The organism is Paenibacillus sp. FSL H3-0333, assembly GCF_038002805.1.
In the GTDB taxonomy this organism is placed as follows: Bacteria; Bacillota; Bacilli; order Paenibacillales; family Paenibacillaceae; genus Paenibacillus_AQ; species Paenibacillus_AQ silagei.
The window spans coordinates 4,812,641-4,835,276 of sequence record NZ_JBBODG010000001.1 but is presented as its reverse complement, the minus strand read 5'-3'; the positions used below and the strand labels follow the sequence as shown (position 1 = coordinate 4,835,276).

The window sequence follows — 22,636 nt, the reverse complement described above, 5'->3', positions numbered from 1 at the left end:
GAATCCGATTGCGATTGGGAGACTATCAGCCTTGCCGGCTCCGCATGATCTCCTTGTAGACTTCGATGGCGTATGCCCGGGACCGCTTCAGATCCACAATGGCATCTTCGGCGGGCAGGTGAATGTCCTTATCAGACCAGTCCGCGCGTTCCGGCAGCCAGGTACGGATATAGCTGCCGCTCGGATCATGGGTCTGGGATTGGGTGACCGGATTCATCACCCGGAAATAGGGAGAGGCATCGAAGCCGAGCGAAGAGCTCCACAGCCAGCCGCCACGGTTCTGGGCGTTGTCGTAATCGCTTAGCTTCAGCCGGAAATAACGCTCGCCATAGATGAAGGGACAGCCCAGATTCTTCGTCAGGAACATGGCCGTTATCATCCGCAGCCGGTTAGGCATCCAGCCGGTTGCGTTCAACTGGCGCATAGCTGCATCGATGACCGGAATGCCGGTCCTGCCCTGAGCCCAGGCCTCGAAGTGCTGGGTCCCCAGCACAGAGAGATCATATACATTCTCATAATTGAAGAAATCCCGGTCCAGCCGTGCTTGACCCAGATAGAAATCCCTCCAGGCTAACTGTCTCAGCCAATCTTCGCCGATATCCTCTTCTTCAGTAAGTCTGCTATATAGTGTCCGTGCCGAGATCGCTCCCGTATTCAAATGCCTGCTGATCCGGCTGGTGCGTTCATGTGCGTAATGATCCCGGTTGATCTTGTAATCCTGCAGGTCTGCGTGAAGGAAACTCTCGAGCACATGATCCGGGTTCATCTGCTCTGCAGCGGGAGCCAGCACTGTAAGCTCCCGGGCAATCTCTTCGGGAAGCTGGAAGGCCTCTGCGAGCTGCGGGTGAAGAGCAACGGTTCGCAGACTACTTAGCCCGGCAGCGTACGGCGGCTGGAACCGCTGCGCGAGAAAAGTACGCCAGCGGCGGTAGAAGGGAGTAAACACCTTGAACGGCTCACTCCGGCCGCACCAGTCCATGAATGCTTCCAGATCACAGAGCATGCTGTCATGCCGGGCATGGAACCGGAGGTTCAGCGCATAGGCGGTATCCTGCAGAAGCCGGTCTCTGGTGAGCGCATAAGGGGTATAATCCGCATGGATGCTGACTTCCTGGATAGGATGTACCCCGGCCAGACGCTGTAAGACCGCCTCCGGCTCTCCATATAGGAGATGTAGCAGCTTACCTTGTTTCGCATATTCCTGCTGAAGACGGGCAACATGCTGAAGGAAATTCTGTCCGCTATGCTCCAGATAACGCTTATTCCGGAGTAGGAACGGCTCCAGTATTAATACATGCAGCGAGTCTTCCTGCGCCGAAGCGATGGCATCGAAGGCCGGCAGATCAAAAGTCCGCAGGTCCTTGCGGTGTATGAATAGAATCATAGATGTAGTTCCTTTCCGATGCAGGTGTGATCTGTTAAATTCTAAACGGTATGGCTGGCAGATACAACTGGGTTAACCCCTGCATAGGGTGAAGGTTCATGGGATCAACTATTCCAAAATAAGGGATCTGCCACTTCTGTGTTGAGGGCACCCAATTGAAATATACCGGCTCCATATTCGGCGTTCTGCAGTTCTTCACGTATAGAACTGACAGTTAAGCGGGCTGGTGCGTACAATGCTTCATTTATATAAGCTAATGTGGTATAAAATTTATTCATAAGCTGGCCCTTCTTCCATGAAGATAATCATGTTGCTTCTCCTAAAGATACTATCAGTGAAATCGGCCGAAAGGAAATTTTCCGGTAATCGGCGAGGTTATTTGTTAGAATTAGGAAGGCTGCAGGATTTTACTCGACTAAAGGAGAGGTTTTATTTTGAAAAGAGGATTCACACTAGTGCTCTCGGTGCTATTGCTGCTATCGGGCGGTATTACAGCATTTGCCGCAGAGCAAGGCAGCGTAGGAGCAGGGGGAGCTACCCCATCCGGCATTCCGCTGACCGGGCTGGAAGCTTTTGTAGACGATTATGTAAAAGAATACATAGGAACGCAGACCGTAGGCGCTTCCGTTGTGATGGTTAAGGATGGACAGGTCGTGCTGTCCAAGGGGTACGGCTACGCCGACGTGGAACAGCAGATACCCGTTTCCCCGGATACGGTCATGGAATGGGGCTCTATCAGCAAGCTCGCCGTATGGACATCCGTAATGCAGCTGGCTGAGCAGGGCAAACTGGATCTGAATGAAGATATCCGTAAGCTTTTGCCGGAGCATTTCCTGACCAAGCTGGAGTATGACGAGCCGATCACCATGCTGCATCTGATGAACCACAATGCCGGATTTGAAGAGTATATGTTCGATATGGCTTACCAGTCGCCTGAGGAAGTGCGGTCACTGGAAGAAGGTCTGAAGCTGGCTCAGCCGGCACAGATCTACAGACCGGGAGAGGTAGTCGCCTATTCGAACTACGGCAACTCACTGGCCGCTTACATTGTAGAGAGAATCAGCGGACAGCCTTATCATGAATACGTCCAGCAGCATATTTTTGAGCCGCTGGGCATGAAGCATTCAATGGCGTATTCTGTGGTGCAGGACCGCCCGGAGCTGCTGAAGCACAAGGCCAAAGGGTATTTCTTCGCCGGACAAGGCTCCTTCAAGCAAGGTCCATGGAATTATATGTCTATGTACCCTAACGGCGGCAATAATGGGACTGCGGAGGATCTCGCCAAATTTGCCATGGCCCTCATGCCCGCAGCCGGAGAGCAATCTCCGCTGTTTCAGAAGTCAGGTACGCTGGCTACGATGCTGACCCGGAGTCATTCTGCTGATGAAGGCATGCCGGGCATCGCCCACGGGTTCTGGGAGTATCCCGGGGCACACCGGACGCTGGGACATGGCGGGAACACGATTGCTTTTGCCACCAATCTTATGCTTGTGCCTGAAGACCGGTTTGCAGTTGTCGTCATGACGAATCAGGCGGGCGAATCCCATATTGTTCATGGTCTGACCAAAGCAGTTGTGGGACAACGAGCGCAGACGGAGGCAGCGGTTCTGCCAGACGTGTCAGAGGTGGAAGGCCGATTCGTCGCGGCGCGCCGTCCCGGCCATGGCTTCATGAAGCTGTTCCCATATCTGACGATGATGAAGCTTGAGCCTCAGGGAGCAGATCAGCTTCAGGTGTCACTTGCCGGGATGAGCGGAAGCTATCAGCAGGTTCAGCCGTACCTCTATGAGAAGACGGGCGGGGATTCAGGACTGGATGCCTGGCCGATGCTGTATGCCACAATGAAGGACGGGAAGGTAGAGGCTATCTCGGTGTACACCTCCGATTATCTGCCGCTGCCCCCGGGCCGGTCCATGCCTGTATTGCTGATCAGTGCAGCACTTGCGGGACTGGTGATTGTCTATTTCGTAGTTGCTCCGTTTGTCAGGCTGGTACAGATGCTTCTGGGCAAAAGGAGAGCACATCGTAACCGTCCTGCACCCCGATCCGCCAACCGGAAGCTGACGGCCGGACTGACCTTAACCGGTACCGGTCTGGTGGTGAACAATCTGGTGCTGGCCTTACGGATGCTTAGCAACAATGAACGTGCCTATGCGGAGGTGTATCCGCAGATTATAGTGAATATTGCGCTAACCGGACTGGCTGCACTGCTTATCGCTGCGCTGTTTATAACCAAGATGAAGCAGCTGTCGCCGCCGCCTGCTTCAACGGCCCGTTATCCTTGGTCCGTCATCATGCCCATGGTGATGATGGCAATTCTGCTGGCCCAGCTGGTATTCTGGGAGTTCTACAGTTAAGCAGCAGAGAGGACAGGCTGAGAAACAGCCGTTCTGAGGGAGAATAGGGAGGGCTGGCGCTGATAGCAGGAAATAGATGGATTTATCCATTTGCTCAAGGAGTGTGGAGCCCTGCGACGACAGCAATTGGAAAAGGGGCACTTATTTTTCTGAATCCTTCATAAAAGGATAAAATAAGATACGTTTTTCCACTTGCTTGTTTTGAAGTGCTCTTTTAATGTTCTGGAGACCGCAATAATAAACGAGGAGTATTTTTTCCATTTCAATTTATATAGTCCTTGATCAAACGGCTAGGCCATCCTCCTAAGGACGGCCTAGCCGTTTCCACTTCTGCAATAAGAGCCATATTAGTATTTCGGCTGCTTAATGAAGGGGGATAATAGCTTTTGTGCAATTGGACGAAGCCAAAAAGCCACAATAGTCGTTCCCGTCCATGAGCTGCGCTTATTCTGGAGATATTGATCGTTGATTATATAGGTCCGGGTTGAAGCAGGGCTCCTAAGTCCCAGCCGTTCCCATTCAGCCGGATCATTAGACCCGCCGAGCCTGACCAGCATAGTCTCTGCCGCACGTTCGATCTTACCCGGGATCTGATCGAATGCTCCGGTAATCTGCGTATGAAATTCATCGATCGGGCTGCGGCTGGCGATGCTCTCCAGGTGAATGCCTTCGCGGAGATAGGAGACGAAGGCCAGATGGTCAGCCCAGCATTCATCGATATAGAACAGCCGAACCCGCTGTTCCGCAGGGCTTATCGGTTGCTCGCCCAGCAGGATGCTAAGGCGTTCCGCATATAGAATCCGCCGCTGGTCCTCGATCATATCCGAATAACGGTTCAGCTCATTATGGATTTCGAAATTCTGGCTCATTACAATTTGCTGAATACTTGCGATCTTCCGGCCAAGCGAAGGCTCTTCAATAGCTTCCTGCTGTCTGAGTGCATGGGCTGGGGTAGGGGAACTGAAGCGGCGCATCAGGTCGTCTTCCAGACTGACATAGAAGACTGAAGCCCCCGGGTCGCCCTGGCGGCCGGACCGCCCGCGAAGCTGGTTGTCAATCCGCACGCTTTCGTTCACATGGGTGCCAATGACATATAACCCGCCGAGCCGGGCGACAGCGTCTGCCTGTACCGGATCACCGCCGCCGAGCCGGATATCGACACCGCGTCCCGCCATATTCGTTGAGACCGTTACGGCGCCCAGTTCTCCCGACTACTAACATGAACGTCTTCGGGCTACTTTACCTGTATATTATAATTCATTCATGTTTCAGTTTACCAATGTATGGATTATAAGCTCCAGAGACAAGAGTTAGCCGGATAGAAAAGGGGAGGGTAAGCGGCCTTTAGGCACTCAGTCCGCCGTCTACCGGCAGGATGACCCCGGTCACGAAGGAGGCTTGATCACTAAGTAACCAGGCCGCAGCCTGTGCGACTTCTATGGGTTCAGCCGGACGCCGGAGGGGCGTCTTGGCACTGATTTGCTCGATAATCTCAGGATTGATGGAGACCCATTGTTGAATCATATCTGTCATAGTTGTGCCGGGGGCGATGGCATTGACCCGAATGCCCGCCGGTCCGTATTCGATGGCAGCTGTTTGCGTGAGGCTGTTAACTCCGCGTTTGGAGGCGCCGTAGGCACCCAAGCCGGGATTACCCTTTAAGCTGCCGACACTGCTGGTATTGACAATTGCCCCTGATCCGGAGGTCTGCAACATTGCCGTAATCTGGGCCTTCATGCACAGCCAGACTCCTTTATAGTTTACAGACTGAATCAGGTCGAAATCCTCTTCTTTCTCATCGACCAAAGAGGATATGGTGACTCCGATACCAGCGTTGTTGAAAGCGGCGTTAAGCCGTCCATACCGCCTTACTGTGGCGTTGACCGCTTCCCCAGCGCCGCCCGCTTCTGCCAGATCGGCTGTGAAATATTCCGCCTGTCCTCCGGTTGCCGTAATCTCATCTTTGAGTGAACGCAGCTCAGATTCTGTCCGTGAGACGAGCATCACCGAGGCGCCCTGCATGGCAAACCACTTTGCTGCCGCAGCCCCGATCCCCCGTCCGGCACCCGTAATCATTACCACCTTGTCCTTCAATAATTGTCCCGAATGATTTGTCATGTTGATTCTCCTTTTCCTTAGGCATATTGATATCCTTGATCACTTTGAGTATACTTTGGCTATTGTTTTGGGAGGAGAGCCTTCTTTATGGTAGGCTTACGAGTGACAGGATAAGGGGGCTTCTTAGTTGAATGATAGTGAACGCCGTTTAGCTTTGGGGAATTTTCTGCGAAAGTTAAGAACCTCGATCTCGCCGCATGATGTCGGACTGTCAGCCGGCAGCCGCCGCCGGACACAAGGTTTACGCCGCGAAGAAGTTGCTCAACTCGCCAGTATAGGTCTTTCATGGTACACACGGCTTGAGCAGGGACGTAATATCAGTCCTTCAGTGGGTGTGCTGGAGAGTCTGGCTTCGGCCCTTAAGCTAACCCCCAATGAGCGCCGGCATCTTTTTCTACTGTCAGGAGAGTCACTACCGCCTCAACTGGCTGCTGCTGAAGAGAAGATCAGCCCGTCTGTCCAGATGATGCTGGACGAATTCAATCCGAATCCTGCTTATGTAATAGGGAGGAGGTGTGATTTTCTGGCCTGGAATGCTGCGGCGGAAGCCGTATTTTCGATTAGCCGGCCGTCACCTCCGCATGATCACAATCTGATGTGGCGCCAGTTCACCGACCCTGTCTGGAGGGAGGGTTCAGAGGATTGGCATGATGTCTCCCAGAGAATTGTAGCCGAGTTCCAGACATCGAGAGCCCGTTATCTGGAGGATGTTTCATTTAGCAATTTAATTAATGATCTTAAGAGTGTGAGCGCTGAGTTCACAAGGATGTGGCAGCATCATGATGCGCCCAGCAGCCTTGACGGTTATAAGAAGCTGTATCACCCTGAGCTTGGAGTACTGGAGTTTGAACATATTACCTTACAATTCCCTAATGATCCAGACCAGCGGATTATGCTCTATTTGCCGGATACGGCCACGAAATCCCGTTTGGAGCAGGAGTTGACGGCAAGCAAAAGAAATTAAAAAACAAGCGGTCTTCAGACAAGGCGGATGGCCTTCCGAAGATCGCTTGTTTATGTGCACAGCTTTTTACAATTAGCCTTTGACCCCGCCGACAACCATCCCTTTGACGAAATACTTTTGCAGGAACGGATAGACGATGATAATCGGCACACTCGCTACGATAGTCATCGTAGCACGGATAGAGGTCGGTGTAACAGTCGCTTTGTTGCCCTGCGCGTTCGCAAAGGCATCGGCTGCCGAGGAACTGGACATCGCAGTGTTGGATGTTGACAGCATCTTCATCAGCTCGTATTGCAGCGTACTCAGGCTTGGCGTGGAGGAGTTGTACAGGAAGACGTCAAACCAGGAATTCCACTGATAGACCGCTACGAACAGGGAGACGGTAGCCAGCGCCGGAACGGTCAGCGGAAGCACAATGCGCGAGAAGGTGATGAAGTCGCCTGCGCCGTCGATTTTGGCCGATTCCATCAGTCCCTCAGGTAGTGCCTCAATGAAGGAGCGGATGACGATCATATTAAATACGCCGATGATGCCCGGAATGATATAGACCCAGAAGCTGTTCAGCATGTTCAGCTCTTTGATCAGCAGGTAGCCTGGAATCAGACCACCGCTGAAGTACATGGTGAAAATAAACGTGACGGACACAAACTTCTTCAGCTTATATTCCGGACGGCTTACCGTATAGGCCAGCATCGCTGTACAGAATACGGAGACCACAGTACCGATGACCGTCCGTGCTGCAGAGACAAACGTTGAAAAGAAGATGTTGGATTCACTGAATACATACTCGAAGTTGCGCAGCGTCCATTCACGAGGCCAGATATAAATATCCCCGCGGACAGAGTCATTCGCTTCATTGAACGATAGAGCAAACATATTCAGGAACGGATAGAGGGTAACAATGACCAAGAGAATCATGAAGATCGTATTGCATATATCGAAGATTCGGTCACCCAACGATGAATTCCGGTATGAATTGGTTTTGGATTTAGCCATTACTTGTGTCCTCCTTTCTAGTACAATCTGCTTTCGCCCATACGCTTGGCGATATTATTGGCTGCGATCAAGAAGATGAAGCTGACCAGCGTCTTGAACATACCCGCTGCGGTGGCAAGCCCGAAGTTGTTCATCTGCATCCCGTACTTCAGTACGAAGATATCCAAATTCTCCGAGTAGTCGAGGTTCATCCCGTTACCTAACAGGTACTGCGCCTCGAAGCCGGACTCCAGAATATGGCCCAGATTCATAATCAGAATCAGTACGATAACCGGCTTGATACCCGGCAGGGTAATATAGAACATTCTTTGCAGACGGGATGCCCCGTCAATCTCAGCCGCTTCATATTGAGAAGGGTCGATGGAGGTGATGGCTGCCAGATAGATGATAGTATTCCAGCCGACATTCTTCCAGACTTCCGTAACCCCGAGTATTCCCCAGAAATACTTGCCTTCGCCCAGCCACAGAATTGGATGATCAATAAGCTGCGCTTTGACCAGCAGCACATTGATGATCCCTTCCGGTGCCAGTGCCATTTGCACAATATTGGCCGCTACGACCCAGGAAATGAAGTAAGGCAGGTAACTGATCGTCTGCACGGTGCGTTTGAAGAACACATTGCGCAGCTCATTCAGCAGCAGGGCCAGTACGATGGCTGTAACAAATCCGAGAACCAGGTTAATGGAGCTCATAACCAGAGTATTACGAAGGACGCGATAGAATTGCTGTTCCTGGAACAGGAATTTGAAATTGTCCCAGCCGACCCACTTCTGGTCGAACAGATCCTTGGCTGGCTTGAATTTCTGAAAAGCAATGGTCCATCCCCATAGCGGGAGGTATTTGAATATAATCACCCATAACAGAAAGGGCAATGACATCAGCATCAGCATTTTTTGTTTAGATAGCTCTTTAAAAAAGGTTTTGAAGCGCGAAGTACCGGTATTATTCGATTTTGCCAACTGCACAGCGGTTTTTCCCACCTGTACCGTCCCCTTTCCAAGCTCCATATTCTCTCTTTGCTAACAAGTGTAGAAGGGAAAAGTGAAGGCTGTGCTTCACTTTTCCCGGTTCATCATGCTGCATCTGGGAAGCGGACGCTTACCATTTGCCGTCGATGCGGTCCTTGATCTTGTTAGTCATGAATTCTTCGTAGCCCTTAGCATCGAGCTTGTTGTATTCGGCCAGGTATTCACTCCAGACCTTTTCAAATTGGCCAGGGGCAGCAAGCACCATACGAGGATAGTACTTCTGCTGCAAATCGCCGGCTCTCTGGCTGAAGAGCTGCTCAGGGGAGCCCGGTTCTTTCTCAATACTCCAGGCAGGATACCATGGACGCTCTACCGGCTCGGCATAGAAGTCGGAGAAGGTCTTCAGGTTGTATTTCTCCAGCAGTGTTTTGTCGCCATCTGTGTAGTTGATCGCTGCAACTTCCGGCTGGTTGAACGGAACGTGGGCGTTGCCGTCATCATACACGGAATTGTCGCCATAACGCGGCCATTCATAATCGAAATATGCGAAGCCGAATTTACGTTTGAAATCATTGTCGTTGCGGTTTGTCAGCTGTTCTTCGCTCATCACCATACGGCCTTCAGCGTTCTTCGTGTAAGTTTCGCCTTCAATGCCCCACTCGACAAGCTTCTGGTTCTCATCGGTCAGCAGGTTGTCAAAATACTTGATGATGCGGACCGGATCCTTCGCGCTGACAGAGATACCCAGCCCGCGGTTGTTCACGAAGGACGGAGGATCAACATAAGCATCTTTAATGCCTTCGTCAAATACGATCGGAAGGGCAACGTAACGCAGATCGTCATTACCGGCGGATCTCAGATTGTTCGTGGCGTCGTTAATCTGCCAGGAATAGTTGACATATCCGAGTACACGGCCGGAGGTCAGCTTCGCCAGATACTGGTCTTTGTTCGCTGTGAACGTCTCAGGGTCAACCAGACCCTTGCCGTTCATTTCGTTCAATTTAGCCAGCCAGCGCTTCTCATCTTCGGTTCCCTGATACAGCTTGGCTTCATGAGACTCCATGTCCACCAGGACGCCGCCTTCATTCGGATAACCGGCCAGATGCATGGGCTGGTTGGTGATGGTGAAGAATTCACCGGCTGTACCGGCGAAAGTAGCGAAGCCGATGGTGTCTTTACCATCCACCTTAGGGTACTTAGCTTGGTATTTCTCAATCAAGTCAAAGTACTGGTCAAGCGTCTTCACTTCCGGGTAACCGAATTCCTTAAGGACGCGTCTCTGCATCCAGAAGGTGCTGCTTGGATCTGGCGGCGATAAGTATCCGTTTACATTTGCAGTGAAGGGAAGGATATAGATATTGCCTTCTTCATCCTTGATCTTGTTCATGTAGTCGCCATAGACACGCTTGATGTTAGGGCCATATTTCTCAATCAGATCATTAAGCGGAATGTATGCACCGGCATCGAGCAGCTTGGCCAGCTCGCCGACTGGAGAGATGACATCAGGATAGTCGCCGCCGGCAATCATAACACCGGACTTGGTGCTTCCATCGCCAACTACGTATTCCATTTTCCAGTCTACACCTGTCTGTTCCTGAAGCTTCTTACCGATGGTGGTATCACTGGCCATGGTATCCTTGTTGGCCCCGAAGCCGAAGTAAGTGAATGTTACCGGTTCTGTGCTGACTTCGCTGTTTTCTCCGCCGGACGCGCTGTTCTTTTCCCCTGAGTTGCCGTTGGAGCAGCCAACTACGAGGAGTGCGGAAGCCATAACAACAGCCAGTCCGGTTTGCAACCATTTCTTTGTACGCATTTCATATCCCCTTTCTTTTCTGTGTGCTATTGAACATCCTCATTATAAAAGAAAGCGTTTAACTTTGTTACAGGGCAAACCTTAGATCAGTCTTTGAATAATTAAGGTATACCCTATATTTATTTATTCTCCAGGGGCAGACGCAGCAAAATGCGGGTTCCCGCTCCGGGCTCGCTCGTGATGGAGAAGGTGAACGATTCCCCGTAGGTGATTCTCAGTCTGGTGATTACATTCTTCATCCCGATCGAATCACCCATCGCGGACGCATCCTCCAGGTAATGCATAAGCTCACTGATTTTTGCCTGGTCCATGCCTACGCCGTTATCTGCAATGACGAAGACAATCTGCCCGTTCTCCTGGGCGATCTGAATGTTGATATACCCGATGCCGGCTATATTCTCAATCCCGTGAATACTGGCGTTCTCCACATACGGAAGGAAGGCCATCTTCGGAATTTCAATGTCCAGCAGTGACTGGTCCACCTCGATGTGATATTCAAGCTTGTTGTCGAAGCGGTATTTCTGAATCTCCAGGAAGCTCTCGATTAACTCAAGCTCCTCGCGGATCGTAACAAAGCTGCTCTTCCACATGATTGATTTGCGGAAAATCTTCGCCATGTTCTGAATCGTCCGGGCCGTCTGAGTCTCGCCCTTCATCATACTGCGCATCCGGATCGTCTCCAGCGCATTGAACAGGAAGTGAGGGTTGATCTGGCTGTGCAGCGCATGCAGCTGAGCCTGCCGTTGCCGCAGCTCAAGCTCCTTCTTCTGTATTTCTGCAACATATACATCATTGATCAGGTTCTCAATGCGTTTACTCATCCGGTTGAACTCGACGGTAAGCTCGCCAATCTCATCCCGCTCCAGGTGGTAGGGGATCAGTCCGAAGTTTTTGTCTTTTACAGACTTCATATGCCTTAGAATGTTCTTAATACGCGTGTGAATAGAACGGGACATAATCATAATTACGATGGTAGGAACCAGGAAGTTAATACCGGCAAACCAGAGGATAAATTGCCCGGATTGTCTGACGTCAGACAAAATAAGGGTCTCATCCAGGACGCCGTAAATCGACCAGCCGCTTAGATAGCGGTTATTCTGGTAAGTTTTGTCGATTACAATGGCCTGCTTGGGCTTGGGAATCTCAGTTGGGGTCAGGGTGTGCGCCGCAGTAATCAGCCCGCTGGGCTGACCGCTGGAGAGACGACCGAAGCGGGCCTGGCCCGACGGGTCGAGAATATAGAAATCACCGCTGAAGCTGGAAAGATCCAGAATCTGCCGGATATAGTTCATGTTCAGGTCGATTTTTAGCACATGCTCGTAAGTCTCCAGCCTGCGGTCGGTAAGGCGCTGGATCACGCTGATGCTGTCGGGCGTTACATAGAGATGAGGGTGGGTGTTACTGAACTGGCTGATCTGCTTATACCAGTCCTGCTGGCGCATACTGTCCTCCAGCTTAATGATATGGGCTGAGGCCAGAACGGTTGGATTGTCGGTCATAATCACCGAGGAGCTCAGCACCTTGTTCTCTTTGTCAGTCCGGTTGAACAGATTCGATATGGCGTTCAGCGACTCCACATAGCGGTCCGTTGAAGCATAAGTGGTATTCAGATGCTGGATCAGCTGCCGGTCAATGGAGTAGAGGTAGGATATGCCTGCTGCATCTTCAATTACGGTCCTCAGCTCAGCCTGCAGCAGATTCATCGCTTGCTCGGCATCTGCGGTCTTCTGATTCTTGATATTGGCGGTGGTCACCTGATAGAACATTACATTGGTCAGGATGATCGGAATGAACACGCATACAATGTAGATGACAATCAGCTTGCTTCTAAGCTTCATATGATTCAGACGGAAGTTGAACACGGCAGGGAGCCTCCTTATTTACTGCCCAATCATCATATTGCGATAATCAGTCGGCGTCATATTCTCAAGCTTTTCAAACTGGGTGGCAAAATAATCCGCATTCTGGAAGCCGACCAGCTCCGCGATTTCGTACATCCGTTTCTTGGTCTGCCGCAGCAGGCGCTTGGCCTCCTCAATCCGCAGGGTCAGCAGGTATTCATTGAAATACACGCCGTAGGTTTTGCGGAATAACTGTCCAAGATAGACCGGGTTCATATCGAAATCGGCGGCAATGCCCTTGAGGTAGATATTTTCACGGTAATGCCCGTCGATGTATTTTTTGATTTTTTCAATATTGCCTTCGCTCTTGCCGCCGCGCTTCTCTGCGATATACTCTGCGGCTTCGGCGATAAACTGCTGGAATACCTGCTTCAGCTGGCTCAGATTGCGGTATTTCAGCGGCCAGTTGAGCAGCTCAGTCATCCATTGCAGCGTGTTCTCGTCACCTTCGAGCTGGCGGATAATATTAATGATGGCAATCATGCTGCGCCGGATCGTGTTCGTCACCGCCCCGGGGGCGAAGTGGCGCTCCTGGAACATGGTGAAAATAGCATCCACAGTTGAGCTGTAACCCTTGTTGTCATTGGCTTCGACCTCGTAAATCAGCTTGCTGTGCAATCCTTCATCGATATCGAAATAGTATAAGGGCAGCTCCAGCAGCTCGTCCGCCATATAAATGCCCTCGAAGCCGGCGGCAAAACGGTACTGGAGGCATTGCTCCGCACTGGCCCCGGAGGCTACAATCTGATTGAGATGGCTTACCTTCCGGCCAACGAACAAAGCGATGCTTGTTCCAAGCTCCCGCTCCAGTGTATCCAGCATCGTACGGTAGCCTCCCCACGGGGAAGGATGGGGTTCATCCACCCACTGGCCGGGCAAGATCATCCCGTATTGATTGTTCGGGCGTACATGAAGAAGCAGAGTCTGAGCCTCTTGGCGGAAATAACGCAGCAGAGAGTTCTTCAGGGCAGGCAGATAATCGACTTCTCCGGCAGGAAGCTGATCCTGCATTTCTGCGATGAGGTACGTATAGGAAGAGGTGAGAGGCAGCTCCAGTGCATAGGCGATCCGTCCCATGACCTGATCATCAGGCTGCGTCTGCAGCAGGCTTTCGATGACCGTCTCGACCAAGGGCTTCTCCCGGGTGATGGAGAGGAGCTGCTTTTTGTTCAGCATATGGGCGATTTTGCCAAGCGCAACCGTAAGCTCCTGTTCGTCAACCGGCTTGAGGATATAATCCGACACATTGTACCGGAAGGCTTGCTGGGCATAGGAGAAGTCGGCATATCCGCTCAAAATAATAAAAATCGGCTCCTGCACAAGCTCCGTCTTCACTTTCTTGATCAGTCCCAGCCCGTCCAGCACGGGCATACGGATATCGGCAATCACCAGCTCCGGGTTCAATTGTTCAATCAGGGTAAGCGCTTGCTCCCCGTTCTCGGCTTCACCGCAAATTTCGAATTGCGGCGAGCATTCGCTCAGAATCCGGATCAAGCCCTTACGCACAAAAACTTCATCATCTACAATCAGCACCTTATACAATGGACTTCCTCCTTGGGGTTATTCTGGATTGCTTAGTCTTGTTCCATCCTCGGTCAGGTCGCAGTGTGATCATTATAAGCTAATTCCCTGACAGAATTCGAGTGGAAACGACTTTTTATTCTAGCACCTGCTGGAAAATCCACTTAACACGAAGAGCCTGCATCGTTAGACACAGGCTCTTCGGTATTGTATTTTCCGCTATGCGCTTAGCTTATTTGTCATTCTGCAGGAGATGCGGGGGCAGCGGATGCACATGCTGTACCAGATCAGCAGCCCGGGTCTGTACATTCGCCAGTTCAGCTGAATATTCATCCGTCCACAGGTCTCCTCTGGTCAGGCGTTCTTTCAAATCCTGGGTCAGGGCAGCGGCGACCAGATCCATCAGCTTCTGCGTACTGGTTCCGCTTGTACCTGCCAGTTCGGCAAGGGATTGTCCGCTGCCGAGACCGGAGGCAAGCTGGCTAGTGCTGATGCCCAGCAGTCCGGCGAGTTCCGAGCGGTCAAGACTCTCCAGCCCAGGCCCGAGCGGCGGCAATGCAGCCGTATCTGCCGGTGCTGAACCGGGCACCGGCGGCTTCGGCCGGGTCTGGTTCAGCAGGGACGCCGCACGCTTGGAGACTTCACTGAGGCGGCTCTTGTACACGCTCTCGGTGATACGTCCATCCTTATATTCCTGGCTGAGTCTGGCCTCTATTGCATTTGCGGTGAGCTTGAGCAGCTTCTGAGAGTCCACGTTCTGCTGCTTGGCAATTGCGCTAAGCGAGCTTCCCGATTCAAGCGCTGTGCGCAGCCCGCTGGCCGACAGGCCAAGCGTGGCCAGCAGGTCGCTGGTCTCGAGGCCGCCGAGACCGGGACCGCCTAAGCCGGGGCCGCCGGGTGCTCCGGCTGGCGGGCTTAGCGGCTCTGTACCGGCAGGCGGAAGGCCAGCTTCAGGAGCCGGAAGCAGCGGGGCTGGACTCGAAACGTTAGCAGCCGACGGGGAAGAGGCGGCGAATGCGCTCAGCCCGCCAGTGCTTAGGGCTAGTGCTGCCGTCAAGGTGCCTGCAAGCAGCTTGCTTGCTTTTGGAGTGAATAGATTACGTGGTGAAGTCATCGTAGAATCATCCTTTCCCGCTAGGGGTAATGTATGGCGTGTCACTTACTCTATACTCCCAGTGTGAAAATACGGAGAAAGGGCAACTGCATTGTTTTCACCAGATTTTCACTGGAATGTGGTATCTTGATATATTGAGAAATGTACAGGACACAAGCACCTGATGAGAGGAAGGGGAGGACCCCATGAAGATCTTGCTCGCGGAAGACGATACCCGGCTGGGTGAACTGATCGTACATATGATTAAGAAGAAAGCGGCATACACCGTTGAATGGGTCACTTCCGGGGATGAGGCCTATGATCTCGCCAGTGTCTCCGGCTATGATGTGCTCGTACTGGACTGGATGCTGCCGGAGCGGGATGGCCGGGAGGTGTGCCGTCAGCTGCGTCAGGATGGTTATCCAGGGGCTATCCTGATGCTGACGGCCAGGGATTCGCTGGAGGACCGGATTCGCGGACTCGATGCGGGTGCGGATGATTATCTGGTGAAGCCGTTCGAAATTGATGAATTGCTGGCCCGGCTCCGGGCCTTGGGCCGACGGACCTTCCTCCCGCTGGAGAATGAGACATGCATGATCGGAGAGCTGGTGCTGGACCGGAACAGCCACCGGATTGCGGCAGGGATGCAGGAAGTTCAGCTTACGCCCAGAGAGTATCAGCTCCTGGATCTGCTCCTGAAGAACCAGGGCACGGTGCTTACCCGCGAGGTGATCCTGGACCGGATCTGGGGGATGGAATCTGAGGTTACGCTCAAGACCATCGATGCTACGGTCAAGCTGCTCCGTAAGAAGCTGGCCGTCTTGGACGGAGAACAACAGCACATTCACAGCATCCGGGGAGTGGGGTATAGCTTTGAAATTTAATGTTTTTCATTCCGGGGCCAGCCGCTCCGGCAATGACTTGTTCGCACGCACCCAAAAGCGGCTTACCTGGCGGTACAGTGCGGTGATGAGCGTATTTCTGCTATTGTCCTTCCTGATCATCTATCTGCTTCTGCATCTCCTGATCTGGAATAACCAGAAGGAGCGGCTTAATTCTCTGCTGGATGCCGAGGTGAAGCAGCTGCAAGGACCTATGTTCGATGAACTGCTGCAAGGGAGGGACCATGGGCCGGGGAATCAGGAATTTACGCTCAGTGCGGATCAGTCATTCTACGTGATCTTGAATACGGAGGGCGGTCTGCTGGGCAGCGGCGAGATTCAGCCGGGACTGAAGGAGCAAGTGCTGAAGCTGGCAGATTTCGGGGCGGCCAAGACAGCGGAGGGACTTGCGATAGTGGAGCTGGAGCAGGGGCCAGGCCTGCTACATAAGGGGAATGATCCCAAGGACAGCCCGCAGGCTGCTTATCTGCTCGGCAGCCGGGTCTTCGAGCATAAGGGGCAGCCTGCGGGCATCCTGTATGCCGGGAAAGATGTCAACTTCCAGCAGCAGTTATTCCGCTGGCTTCTTGGCGTACTGGCCGCCATCGCAGCGGCATTCATCCTGCTGGCCGCCGTCTTCAGCCGGGTGATGTCGCGGCAGGCGATGGTGCCGGTCCGCGAGGCGTATGACCGGCAGAAGCACTTCGCGGCGGACGCCTCGCATGAGCTCCGCACACCGCTGAGCGTGATGCTGTCCTCCATCGAGACGCTGAAGCTGGAGGACAGCATCAATGAACAGGCGTTCACCCGTCATGTGGTGGACGGGATGTATTCGGAGGTCCAGCGGATGACCGCGCTGACCCGTGACCTGCTCCTGCTGGCCCGCAGTGATGCCGGGCTGCTGGAGCAGGTCCTCCGGCGCTTCGACCTCGCGCCGGTCCTGGCCCTTACGCTCTCCGGCCTGGGCGTGCTGGCCGAAGCGAAGCAGATCCGGTTTACCCTCGAAGCTCCGGCGGAGCTTCCGGTGAAGCAGGATCAGGAGAAGCTGGTGCAGCTCATGGTCATTCTGCTGGAGAATGCCATCAAGTTCACACCCGCAGGCGGCCGCGTCATTCTGCGGGCTGCGCTCATTCAGAAGAACAGCAGCACGTGGCTGGCGCTGGAGGTGCAGGATACAGGCGTGGGTATTCCTGCGGAAGACCTGAGCCGGATCTTCGAGCGCTTCTACCGCCCTGACCAGTCGCGTTCGCGGGAGGCCGGGGGCCACGGGCTGGGGCTTGCCATTGCCAAGGAGCTGGTAGACACGCTTGGCGGCAGCATAATGGCTGAGAACTGCCCCGGGGGAGGCTGCGTGTTCCGTGTGGAGCTGCGGAGCTGAAGCGGTAGTACGGACACGAACAGAATGTATGCGGAAAACCGAACATAGTGTGCCAGAGCGAGATGTGCGGGCCGACAGAGCAAGGTGTATTTGATGCTATTCTAATGCTATCCTGCCGTATATGGGAGCATCCATCCGAACTTTTACGAACCCTTCGTGCTGAGTGTGTCTCTTCTCCGCTCAGCAGGCCTCACCCTGTGTAAGCCTGGCTGCTCCGCATTGGGTGAGCCGGGTCTTTCCCGTATAATAGTAGACGTTACGCCGGATGTGACATCAGAGCTTCACCCTGGCGTATGAACTCTAGCTTCAGGAAGGGAATGAAGAAACGTTGACTTATACGAAACTGTTGGAACGAAGAGGCGAAATTCTCAAGCGAACCGTGGAAACCTGGATCATGAAAGAGAATCGTGACGGACTGGACCGTCAAGAAGCCCATATCTACAGGAATATGGTCAAAGAGCTTCATCAGAACGAGCAGGAATTGAATGTGGCACGTGTGGAAGAACTGGATAAGAGCCCGGATTCGGACACAGAAGGAGCTGCTTCAGCCCAGAGAGAGCTTGTATCGCAGGGTGTGTGAAACCGATAGCCCATGAAGCTTCATTACTAATAATATTACAATGGAAAAAGCCGCCCGGCTTCGCTTGATGCGAAGGAAGGGCGGCTTTTGGATGTCTTATACTAATGTTCGTAATCCTACAACCTCACAACCCGCCGGTACACCAGGCAATCCAGCAGATCCTCCCATGTAAGCTCGCTCTCATAAGGATCGCGGAAAGCGGTCGCGGTTGGGAGATACCCGAGGGCAACACCTTGGCCGCCATGCAGATTGCAGCCGCCGTCGCCCCCTTTGCCGGTGATACCGTCCGGTGTGAGGACCAGCTCCTTCATGTAAGGATCGCCGGGGAAGCATAGCCCGAACCCATTCGGCAGCTCCAGCGGATACGGGTCCTCAGCATTAGCCTCCCCTGAACCGGACACATGCCTGAGCCGCATGGACGTATCAATCTCGTCACCCCACGGGAACAGCGTTCGTGCACCTGCGCCGTACAGATACTCCCATTCGTCCTCAGTCGGCAGGGTGAAGCCCTCCGGCAGCTCCGACTCGCACCATTCTTCGAACGTTTCGCTGTCATCGAACAAGTACACAACAACCCGGTCACCGTCCCGTTCCAGCCGGAAATACTGGGAATATTCATAGCTGGTATGCGGCCCCTGGCGGAACTCTTCGATAGCTTCGAGCACATCCTCATCTTCCTCCGGGTCGAGCCGGTCCAGAGAACATTCGTACCAGCCTGCCGAAGCAGGCTGGCGCTGCACGAGCAATGGTCCGATCACAGCCTCGCGGACGGGAGACATCTCTGCATACATATGTACCTCTGAGCGGCCCAGGGTCACCGTGTCGCCCGGCACGTACATGTATTCACTGCCCTCATATACGAAGACACCCGTTTCTATGGACTGGCCGTAACGTTCGAACCTCTCTAACCGCAGCCACTTGAAGCCAGCGGGCAGCTGTTTAAGCACTCCCTGCATCGCGTGCCTCTTCTCATCAACCGTTAATTGCCCCCATGCGGCACGGTCCCATGCTACCATGTCATAGTCTCCTCCCGGGAATCGGCATTGTCATCCTGTTTACTGTCATTGTAATGGACAGCCCGGGTTACTGGCAAACGCGCCGGGAATGCGGCCGGACACACTGGTTAGATAGCATCCATTTATAACCTGTCCTTAGGGTCGGTGTGCTCATATAATAGTTTAGATTGGAACACAAATACATAGACAACGAGGGATGGAAGTATGAAATCAAAACGCTTGAAATTTTTCACCGCAGGCTTTGCGCTATTACTGGCGGCACAGGTACTGCTTCCCGGGCGCTCATCGGCGGCAAAAGTTATGGAACAGCTCCCGAAGCCGGAATGGAGCTATACGCTGCCGGATGGCCTTAGCTTCTGGGGCACTATAGACACCTTACAGAGCAAGCAGCGGATGTTCATTCCGCTAGTCAAGACCGTAACGGTGTCACCGGGCAAGACGAAATCTTCCGGCATGCTGTACTCATCCCTTGACCGCATTAACGGTTCTGCCAACTGGGTATATGACTATTCGGATATGGCCAACGACAAGCCGTTTACTGCTAATGGTTTTTATTCTGCCAGTAACGGCTACAGCTATTTCTATAAAATGTGGGGCGGCAAACCCTATGATCTTACCGTTGTTGATCCGAACGGCAAACGGAAATGGACCAAAACCATAACCGGGTCCTACTCGCCGGTGGTGCTGGATAACGGAAATATAGTGATTCGAACCTTGGTTAGCGGCAATGTAGCTTCTCGTGGTATTACCGAGTACAGCCAGGACGGGAAGCAGGTACGCAAGCTTAAGCTGACCGGTAAATGGGCCTCAGGGGTGATTGATGTGCTACCGAACGGCTATGTGGTACATAAGGAGCTGGATACAAATAGAGTCAGCGTATACCGGAGTCTGGATACTCTGACGAAACCGCTGGTTACCTACACCGCTCCCAAAGCAGTTAAATATCCTGATTTCCAGGTGTATCCGCTTCGCGGCGGGTCGTTCCTGATTAAGATGAGCAGTAGCGATACCTGGCTGTTATTCGGCTATGACGCAAACGGCACCAAGAAGTGGGTGCGTCCTGTGAACAAGATGGATCGGATTGATACGACAGGCAACAACTATCTGATTCGGAGCGACAACGTCTACAAATTGTACAGCAAAGACAACCAATTGCTTGGTAAACAACAGATCGGTGAAGCCGGGGACCGCGAATGGTACAGCCGGATAACGCCATCGGGCGAGATTACGGTCGAGAAGCAGTACCAATGGCAGGAGCGTCCGGCTGTGATTGATCCTGAGACCTTTGAGGGGGATATAGCGAAGGAAGATTTCTATGTGCTTGACCCGGCGAACCTGCAGATCAAATATCATCTCTCCACAAGCTGGCATGACTACGAAACCGGGCATAATTACATTTATGCGGGAGGCGGGGAGCTGTACATTTCGAGGAGTTATGCGCCTAAGACGATAAGTAAATATATGTTAAAATAGCACCGGATCGAGCTAATGCCTCCGAATGACAAAAACATCGCCAAGTGAGTATCTCTACTTGGCGATGTTTTTGCGTATCCTTTTATTCCAGCTTGAACTGCCGCAGCTCTTCCTCCAGCCTCTGTGAGATTTCGCTCAGCTCTCTGGACAGTTCAGCTACCTGCTCAATACTGCCGAGCTGCTCCTGTGTATTGGCACTTACCTCTTCAGTGGAGGCAGAATTCTCCTCGGTCGTCGAAGAGATGACCTCAATCGCCTGCAGGATCTCATCCTTATGCTTGTGGACAATCGATGTGTTATTGCTGATTTGCAGCATCCGAACCTTCAGTTCTTCAAGGTCACTGTTCAAGCTGAAGAAGAGCTGCTTCGCATTCTCTACGGAGTTGGCGTTCTCTTCTGCAATCGTAAGGTTAAGAGTAGTGTGTTCTACGGATAGGTTTGTTTTTTCCTCAATGGCGCTGACCTTCTTGTATATTTCCTCGGTAGCCCGGGCCGTCTGCTCGGCAAGCTTACGCACCTCACCCGCTACCACGGCAAAACCTCTGCCATGTTCACCTGCCCGGGCAGCTTCAATGGAAGCATTAAGAGCGAGCAGATTGGTCTGGGTGGCAATTTGGTTCACTGTGCCTACGATACCCGATATCTCATGACGGCTCAGATCAATATCCTCAATAAGTGATGACATCGCCTGTGTGGATCTGTGATTGTCTTCTGCGGCTTTGGAGAGCTGTTCCACCAAGTCAAGGCCTGAACTGCTGAGCTGCGCAGAGGTCTGTACCATGGTTCCTACAGCCTTGGCTTCACTGGTGATTTCGTCAATTTGATCCGATAATGCACCGGTTTTGTGGAGAATGCTCTCGGATTCAGCGGACTGGTAGTTGGTGGCATTCGCAATTTCATTGATGGCCGTAGCCGTTTCGTTCATAGTTATCGCGGTTTTGGTTGAGATGGCTTGCAGGTTGTGGGAGGACTGGGCCAGCACCTGAGTCGTATTATGGATCACCTGAATCATACCTTGAATCTTCTGGACCATGCCCGCAATGCCATGAGCAATCTGTCCGATTTCATTGCGAGAGGCATCATTGAGCTGAACAGTCAGGTCTCCCTCTGCAATCCGTTTGATAGCGGCCAGCAGTTTTGGAATGGAGCGTAACAGGTAGCGAAGTGTGAGATAACAGATGAACACCAGGACAACAGCGGCGACAGCAAAACCGGTGATGGTCGTCCGGGTGAAGGACGTCAGCTCGCTAAGCGCTTCTTGCCGGGTAATGGTTAAGCCTACAGACCATCCGGTATCCTTGCTGGTGGCATAGCCGATATAACGGGGGTCACCATTATCATCAATGAGCGATACGCCGGATTCGCCGTTAATCATTTTTTTACCGATGGCGCCTAGATCGCCCGGACTCTCTGTGATTTTCTCCTTCAGTACCTTGGCTTCATCCGGGTGATAGAGAATATCGCCAGAGCGGGTAGCCAGAATGGAGAACCCGGTGCTTCCCAAGGAGTAGCTCTGCATGATCTGCGGGATGTCATCGAAAGCAATATCTGCGGCAATGAAGCCGATCATTTGGCTGCTCTCATTCAGAATCGGATAGAAAATGCCCATCAGCATTTTGCCGCTAATGACGTCGGCGTAAGGTTCAGAATAGTAGAGACCCTTGGATTCGGATACAGGCTTGAAGTAGGGGCGGGCGCGGATATCAAAGTCCGATTTAGAGGTCAGACCGTCATTTTGGAGGAAATATCCCTTCCCGGATAACCCGGCCACCCAGGCATCGGCGAAGGAGGGCTCAGACTTTACAATGTCCGCCAGTGTGGCGAGTGCTTCTGCGGCGTGGGGGGAAGTGGTGATTTGCTCTGCTGTTGTGCTCTCAATATATTTTTGGAAAATCGAGTTGGTGGACATTTGTTTGACCAGTGAGCCCTTCTCCTTGAACAGAGCATCGAACTGGCTGACAATTCCCTGCGTTTTGGTCATCAGCATCGACTCTTGCTGGCTTACTAGAATGCTTCGGGTGCTGGAATAGAAGAAGGTACCCAGGATCGAGAAGACGACAAGAATAATGACTAGCAGTACAATGGCCAATGTGTTGGCGATGCTGGTTGAACGGACTGGCCCTTTTTGAATTAGCTGTGACATAGGTCATCTCCCGGATATGTATTAGAGCGAAAGCTCTTAAATAATATGTC

General features: G+C 52.5%; 17 protein-coding genes and 1 pseudogene. 6 read left to right on the top strand and 12 right to left on the bottom strand.

Annotation, left to right across the window (positions count from 1 at the left end; genetic code table 11):
- Positions 1–25: 25 nt before the first annotated feature.
- The gene (locus MHH78_RS21645) at positions 26–1,384 is read right to left on the bottom strand and encodes a cryptochrome/photolyase family protein (protein WP_341168772.1); all 1,359 of its coding nucleotides are present in this window, start codon (positions 1,382–1,384) and stop codon (positions 26–28) included.
- A gap of 104 nt (positions 1,385–1,488) precedes the next feature.
- Entirely contained in the window at positions 1,489–1,662 is a 174-nt protein-coding gene (locus MHH78_RS21640; RefSeq protein ID WP_340826956.1) for a hypothetical protein, read from the bottom strand.
- A gap of 156 nt (positions 1,663–1,818) precedes the next feature.
- Between MHH78_RS21640 and MHH78_RS21635 the strand changes: the two genes are divergently transcribed.
- A complete protein-coding gene (locus tag MHH78_RS21635; protein WP_341168771.1) occupies positions 1,819–3,741 on the top strand; it encodes a serine hydrolase domain-containing protein in 1,923 nt (640 codons plus the stop codon).
- Positions 3,742–4,088: 347 nt separating this feature from the next.
- On the opposite strand, the pseudogene MHH78_RS21630 reads toward MHH78_RS21635, so the two are convergent.
- Together MHH78_RS21630 and MHH78_RS21625 are read right to left on the bottom strand one after the other, a co-directional pair.
- Positions 4,089–4,952: pseudogene (locus tag MHH78_RS21630) on the bottom strand (preprotein translocase subunit SecA); the annotation flags it as partial.
- A 133-nt stretch (positions 4,953–5,085) separates the two neighbouring features.
- A complete protein-coding gene (locus MHH78_RS21625; protein WP_341168770.1) occupies positions 5,086–5,859 on the bottom strand; it encodes an SDR family NAD(P)-dependent oxidoreductase in 774 nt (257 codons plus the stop codon).
- 127 nt (positions 5,860–5,986) lie between these two features.
- On the opposite strand from MHH78_RS21625, the gene MHH78_RS21620 reads away from it, so the two are divergent.
- A complete protein-coding gene (locus MHH78_RS21620) occupies positions 5,987–6,823 on the top strand; it encodes a helix-turn-helix transcriptional regulator (protein ID WP_341168769.1) in 837 nt (278 codons plus the stop codon).
- A 72-nt stretch (positions 6,824–6,895) separates the two neighbouring features.
- Here the strand turns inward: MHH78_RS21620 and MHH78_RS21615 are convergent, their stop codons facing one another.
- The 6 genes from MHH78_RS21615 to MHH78_RS21590 all read right to left on the bottom strand — a co-directional run bounded on the left by MHH78_RS21615 (position 6,896) and on the right by MHH78_RS21590 (position 15,136).
- The gene (locus tag MHH78_RS21615) at positions 6,896–7,819 is read right to left on the bottom strand and encodes a carbohydrate ABC transporter permease (RefSeq protein WP_036729010.1); all 924 of its coding nucleotides are present in this window, start codon (positions 7,817–7,819) and stop codon (positions 6,896–6,898) included.
- Between the two features lie 17 nt (positions 7,820–7,836).
- Complete coding sequence (locus MHH78_RS21610; protein ID WP_051493410.1) at positions 7,837–8,799, bottom strand: ABC transporter permease; 963 nt, start codon at positions 8,797–8,799, stop codon at positions 7,837–7,839.
- A 118-nt stretch (positions 8,800–8,917) separates the two neighbouring features.
- On the bottom strand, positions 8,918–10,600 hold the full coding sequence (locus tag MHH78_RS21605) for an ABC transporter substrate-binding protein (protein ID WP_340941130.1): 1,683 nt from the start codon (positions 10,598–10,600) through the stop codon (positions 8,918–8,920).
- A 119-nt stretch (positions 10,601–10,719) separates the two neighbouring features.
- Positions 10,720–12,462, bottom strand: a complete 1,743-nt coding sequence (locus MHH78_RS21600; protein WP_083684786.1) for a histidine kinase — start codon at positions 12,460–12,462, stop codon at positions 10,720–10,722.
- Positions 12,463–12,480: 18 nt separating this feature from the next.
- Positions 12,481–14,034, bottom strand: coding sequence for a response regulator transcription factor (locus tag MHH78_RS21595; protein ID WP_341170356.1), 1,554 nt, complete (start codon positions 14,032–14,034; stop codon positions 12,481–12,483).
- A 220-nt stretch (positions 14,035–14,254) separates the two neighbouring features.
- Complete coding sequence (locus MHH78_RS21590) at positions 14,255–15,136, bottom strand: hypothetical protein (protein WP_341168768.1); 882 nt, start codon at positions 15,134–15,136, stop codon at positions 14,255–14,257.
- Between the two features lie 185 nt (positions 15,137–15,321).
- Between MHH78_RS21590 and MHH78_RS21585 the strand changes: the two genes are divergently transcribed.
- From MHH78_RS21585 to MHH78_RS21575, 3 genes are all read left to right on the top strand, one after another.
- Positions 15,322–15,999, top strand: a complete 678-nt coding sequence (locus MHH78_RS21585) for a response regulator transcription factor (RefSeq protein WP_076077708.1) — start codon at positions 15,322–15,324, stop codon at positions 15,997–15,999.
- The gene (locus MHH78_RS21580) at positions 15,989–17,374 is read left to right on the top strand and encodes a sensor histidine kinase (RefSeq protein ID WP_341168767.1); all 1,386 of its coding nucleotides are present in this window, start codon (positions 15,989–15,991) and stop codon (positions 17,372–17,374) included. Before MHH78_RS21585 ends, MHH78_RS21580 begins: the two co-directional genes overlap by 11 nt.
- Positions 17,375–17,768: 394 nt before the next feature.
- On the top strand, positions 17,769–17,954 hold the full coding sequence (locus tag MHH78_RS21575; protein ID WP_340826962.1) for a hypothetical protein: 186 nt from the start codon (positions 17,769–17,771) through the stop codon (positions 17,952–17,954).
- Positions 17,955–18,070: 116 nt separating this feature from the next.
- Here MHH78_RS21575 and MHH78_RS21570 read toward each other — a convergent pair whose 3' ends face one another.
- Positions 18,071–18,970, bottom strand: a complete 900-nt coding sequence (locus tag MHH78_RS21570; protein WP_341168766.1) for a hypothetical protein — start codon at positions 18,968–18,970, stop codon at positions 18,071–18,073.
- A 204-nt stretch (positions 18,971–19,174) separates the two neighbouring features.
- Here MHH78_RS21570 and MHH78_RS21565 point away from each other — a divergent pair, with 204 nt between their 5' ends.
- A complete protein-coding gene (locus tag MHH78_RS21565; protein ID WP_341168765.1) occupies positions 19,175–20,443 on the top strand; it encodes a hypothetical protein in 1,269 nt (422 codons plus the stop codon).
- 82 nt (positions 20,444–20,525) lie between these two features.
- On the opposite strand, the gene MHH78_RS21560 is transcribed toward MHH78_RS21565, so the two are convergent.
- The gene (locus MHH78_RS21560) at positions 20,526–22,586 is read right to left on the bottom strand and encodes a methyl-accepting chemotaxis protein (protein WP_341168764.1); all 2,061 of its coding nucleotides are present in this window, start codon (positions 22,584–22,586) and stop codon (positions 20,526–20,528) included.
- Positions 22,587–22,636: the final 50 nt, after the last annotated feature.

Bases quoted from the DNA above. Each gene is read 5' to 3' on its own strand.
- MHH78_RS21615 (WP_036729010.1), bottom strand. From the start codon at position 7,819: ATGGCTAAATCCAAAACCAATTCATACCGGAATTCATCGTTGGGTGAC.
- MHH78_RS21605 (WP_340941130.1), bottom strand. From the start codon at position 10,600: ATGCGTACAAAGAAATGGTTGCAAACCGGACTGGCTGTTGTTATGGCT.
- MHH78_RS21565 (WP_341168765.1), top strand. From the start codon at position 19,175: ATGAAATCAAAACGCTTGAAATTTTTCACCGCAGGCTTTGCGCTATTA.
- MHH78_RS21575 (WP_340826962.1), top strand. From the start codon at position 17,769: ATGAAAGAGAATCGTGACGGACTGGACCGTCAAGAAGCCCATATCTAC.
- MHH78_RS21640 (WP_340826956.1), bottom strand. From the start codon at position 1,662: ATGAATAAATTTTATACCACATTAGCTTATATAAATGAAGCATTGTAC.
- MHH78_RS21560 (WP_341168764.1), bottom strand. From the start codon at position 22,586: ATGTCACAGCTAATTCAAAAAGGGCCAGTCCGTTCAACCAGCATCGCC.
- MHH78_RS21585 (WP_076077708.1), top strand. From the start codon at position 15,322: ATGAAGATCTTGCTCGCGGAAGACGATACCCGGCTGGGTGAACTGATC.
- MHH78_RS21570 (WP_341168766.1), bottom strand. From the start codon at position 18,970: ATGGTAGCATGGGACCGTGCCGCATGGGGGCAATTAACGGTTGATGAG.
- MHH78_RS21625 (WP_341168770.1), bottom strand. From the start codon at position 5,859: ATGACAAATCATTCGGGACAATTATTGAAGGACAAGGTGGTAATGATT.
- MHH78_RS21645 (WP_341168772.1), bottom strand. From the start codon at position 1,384: ATGATTCTATTCATACACCGCAAGGACCTGCGGACTTTTGATCTGCCG.
- MHH78_RS21590 (WP_341168768.1), bottom strand. From the start codon at position 15,136: ATGACTTCACCACGTAATCTATTCACTCCAAAAGCAAGCAAGCTGCTT.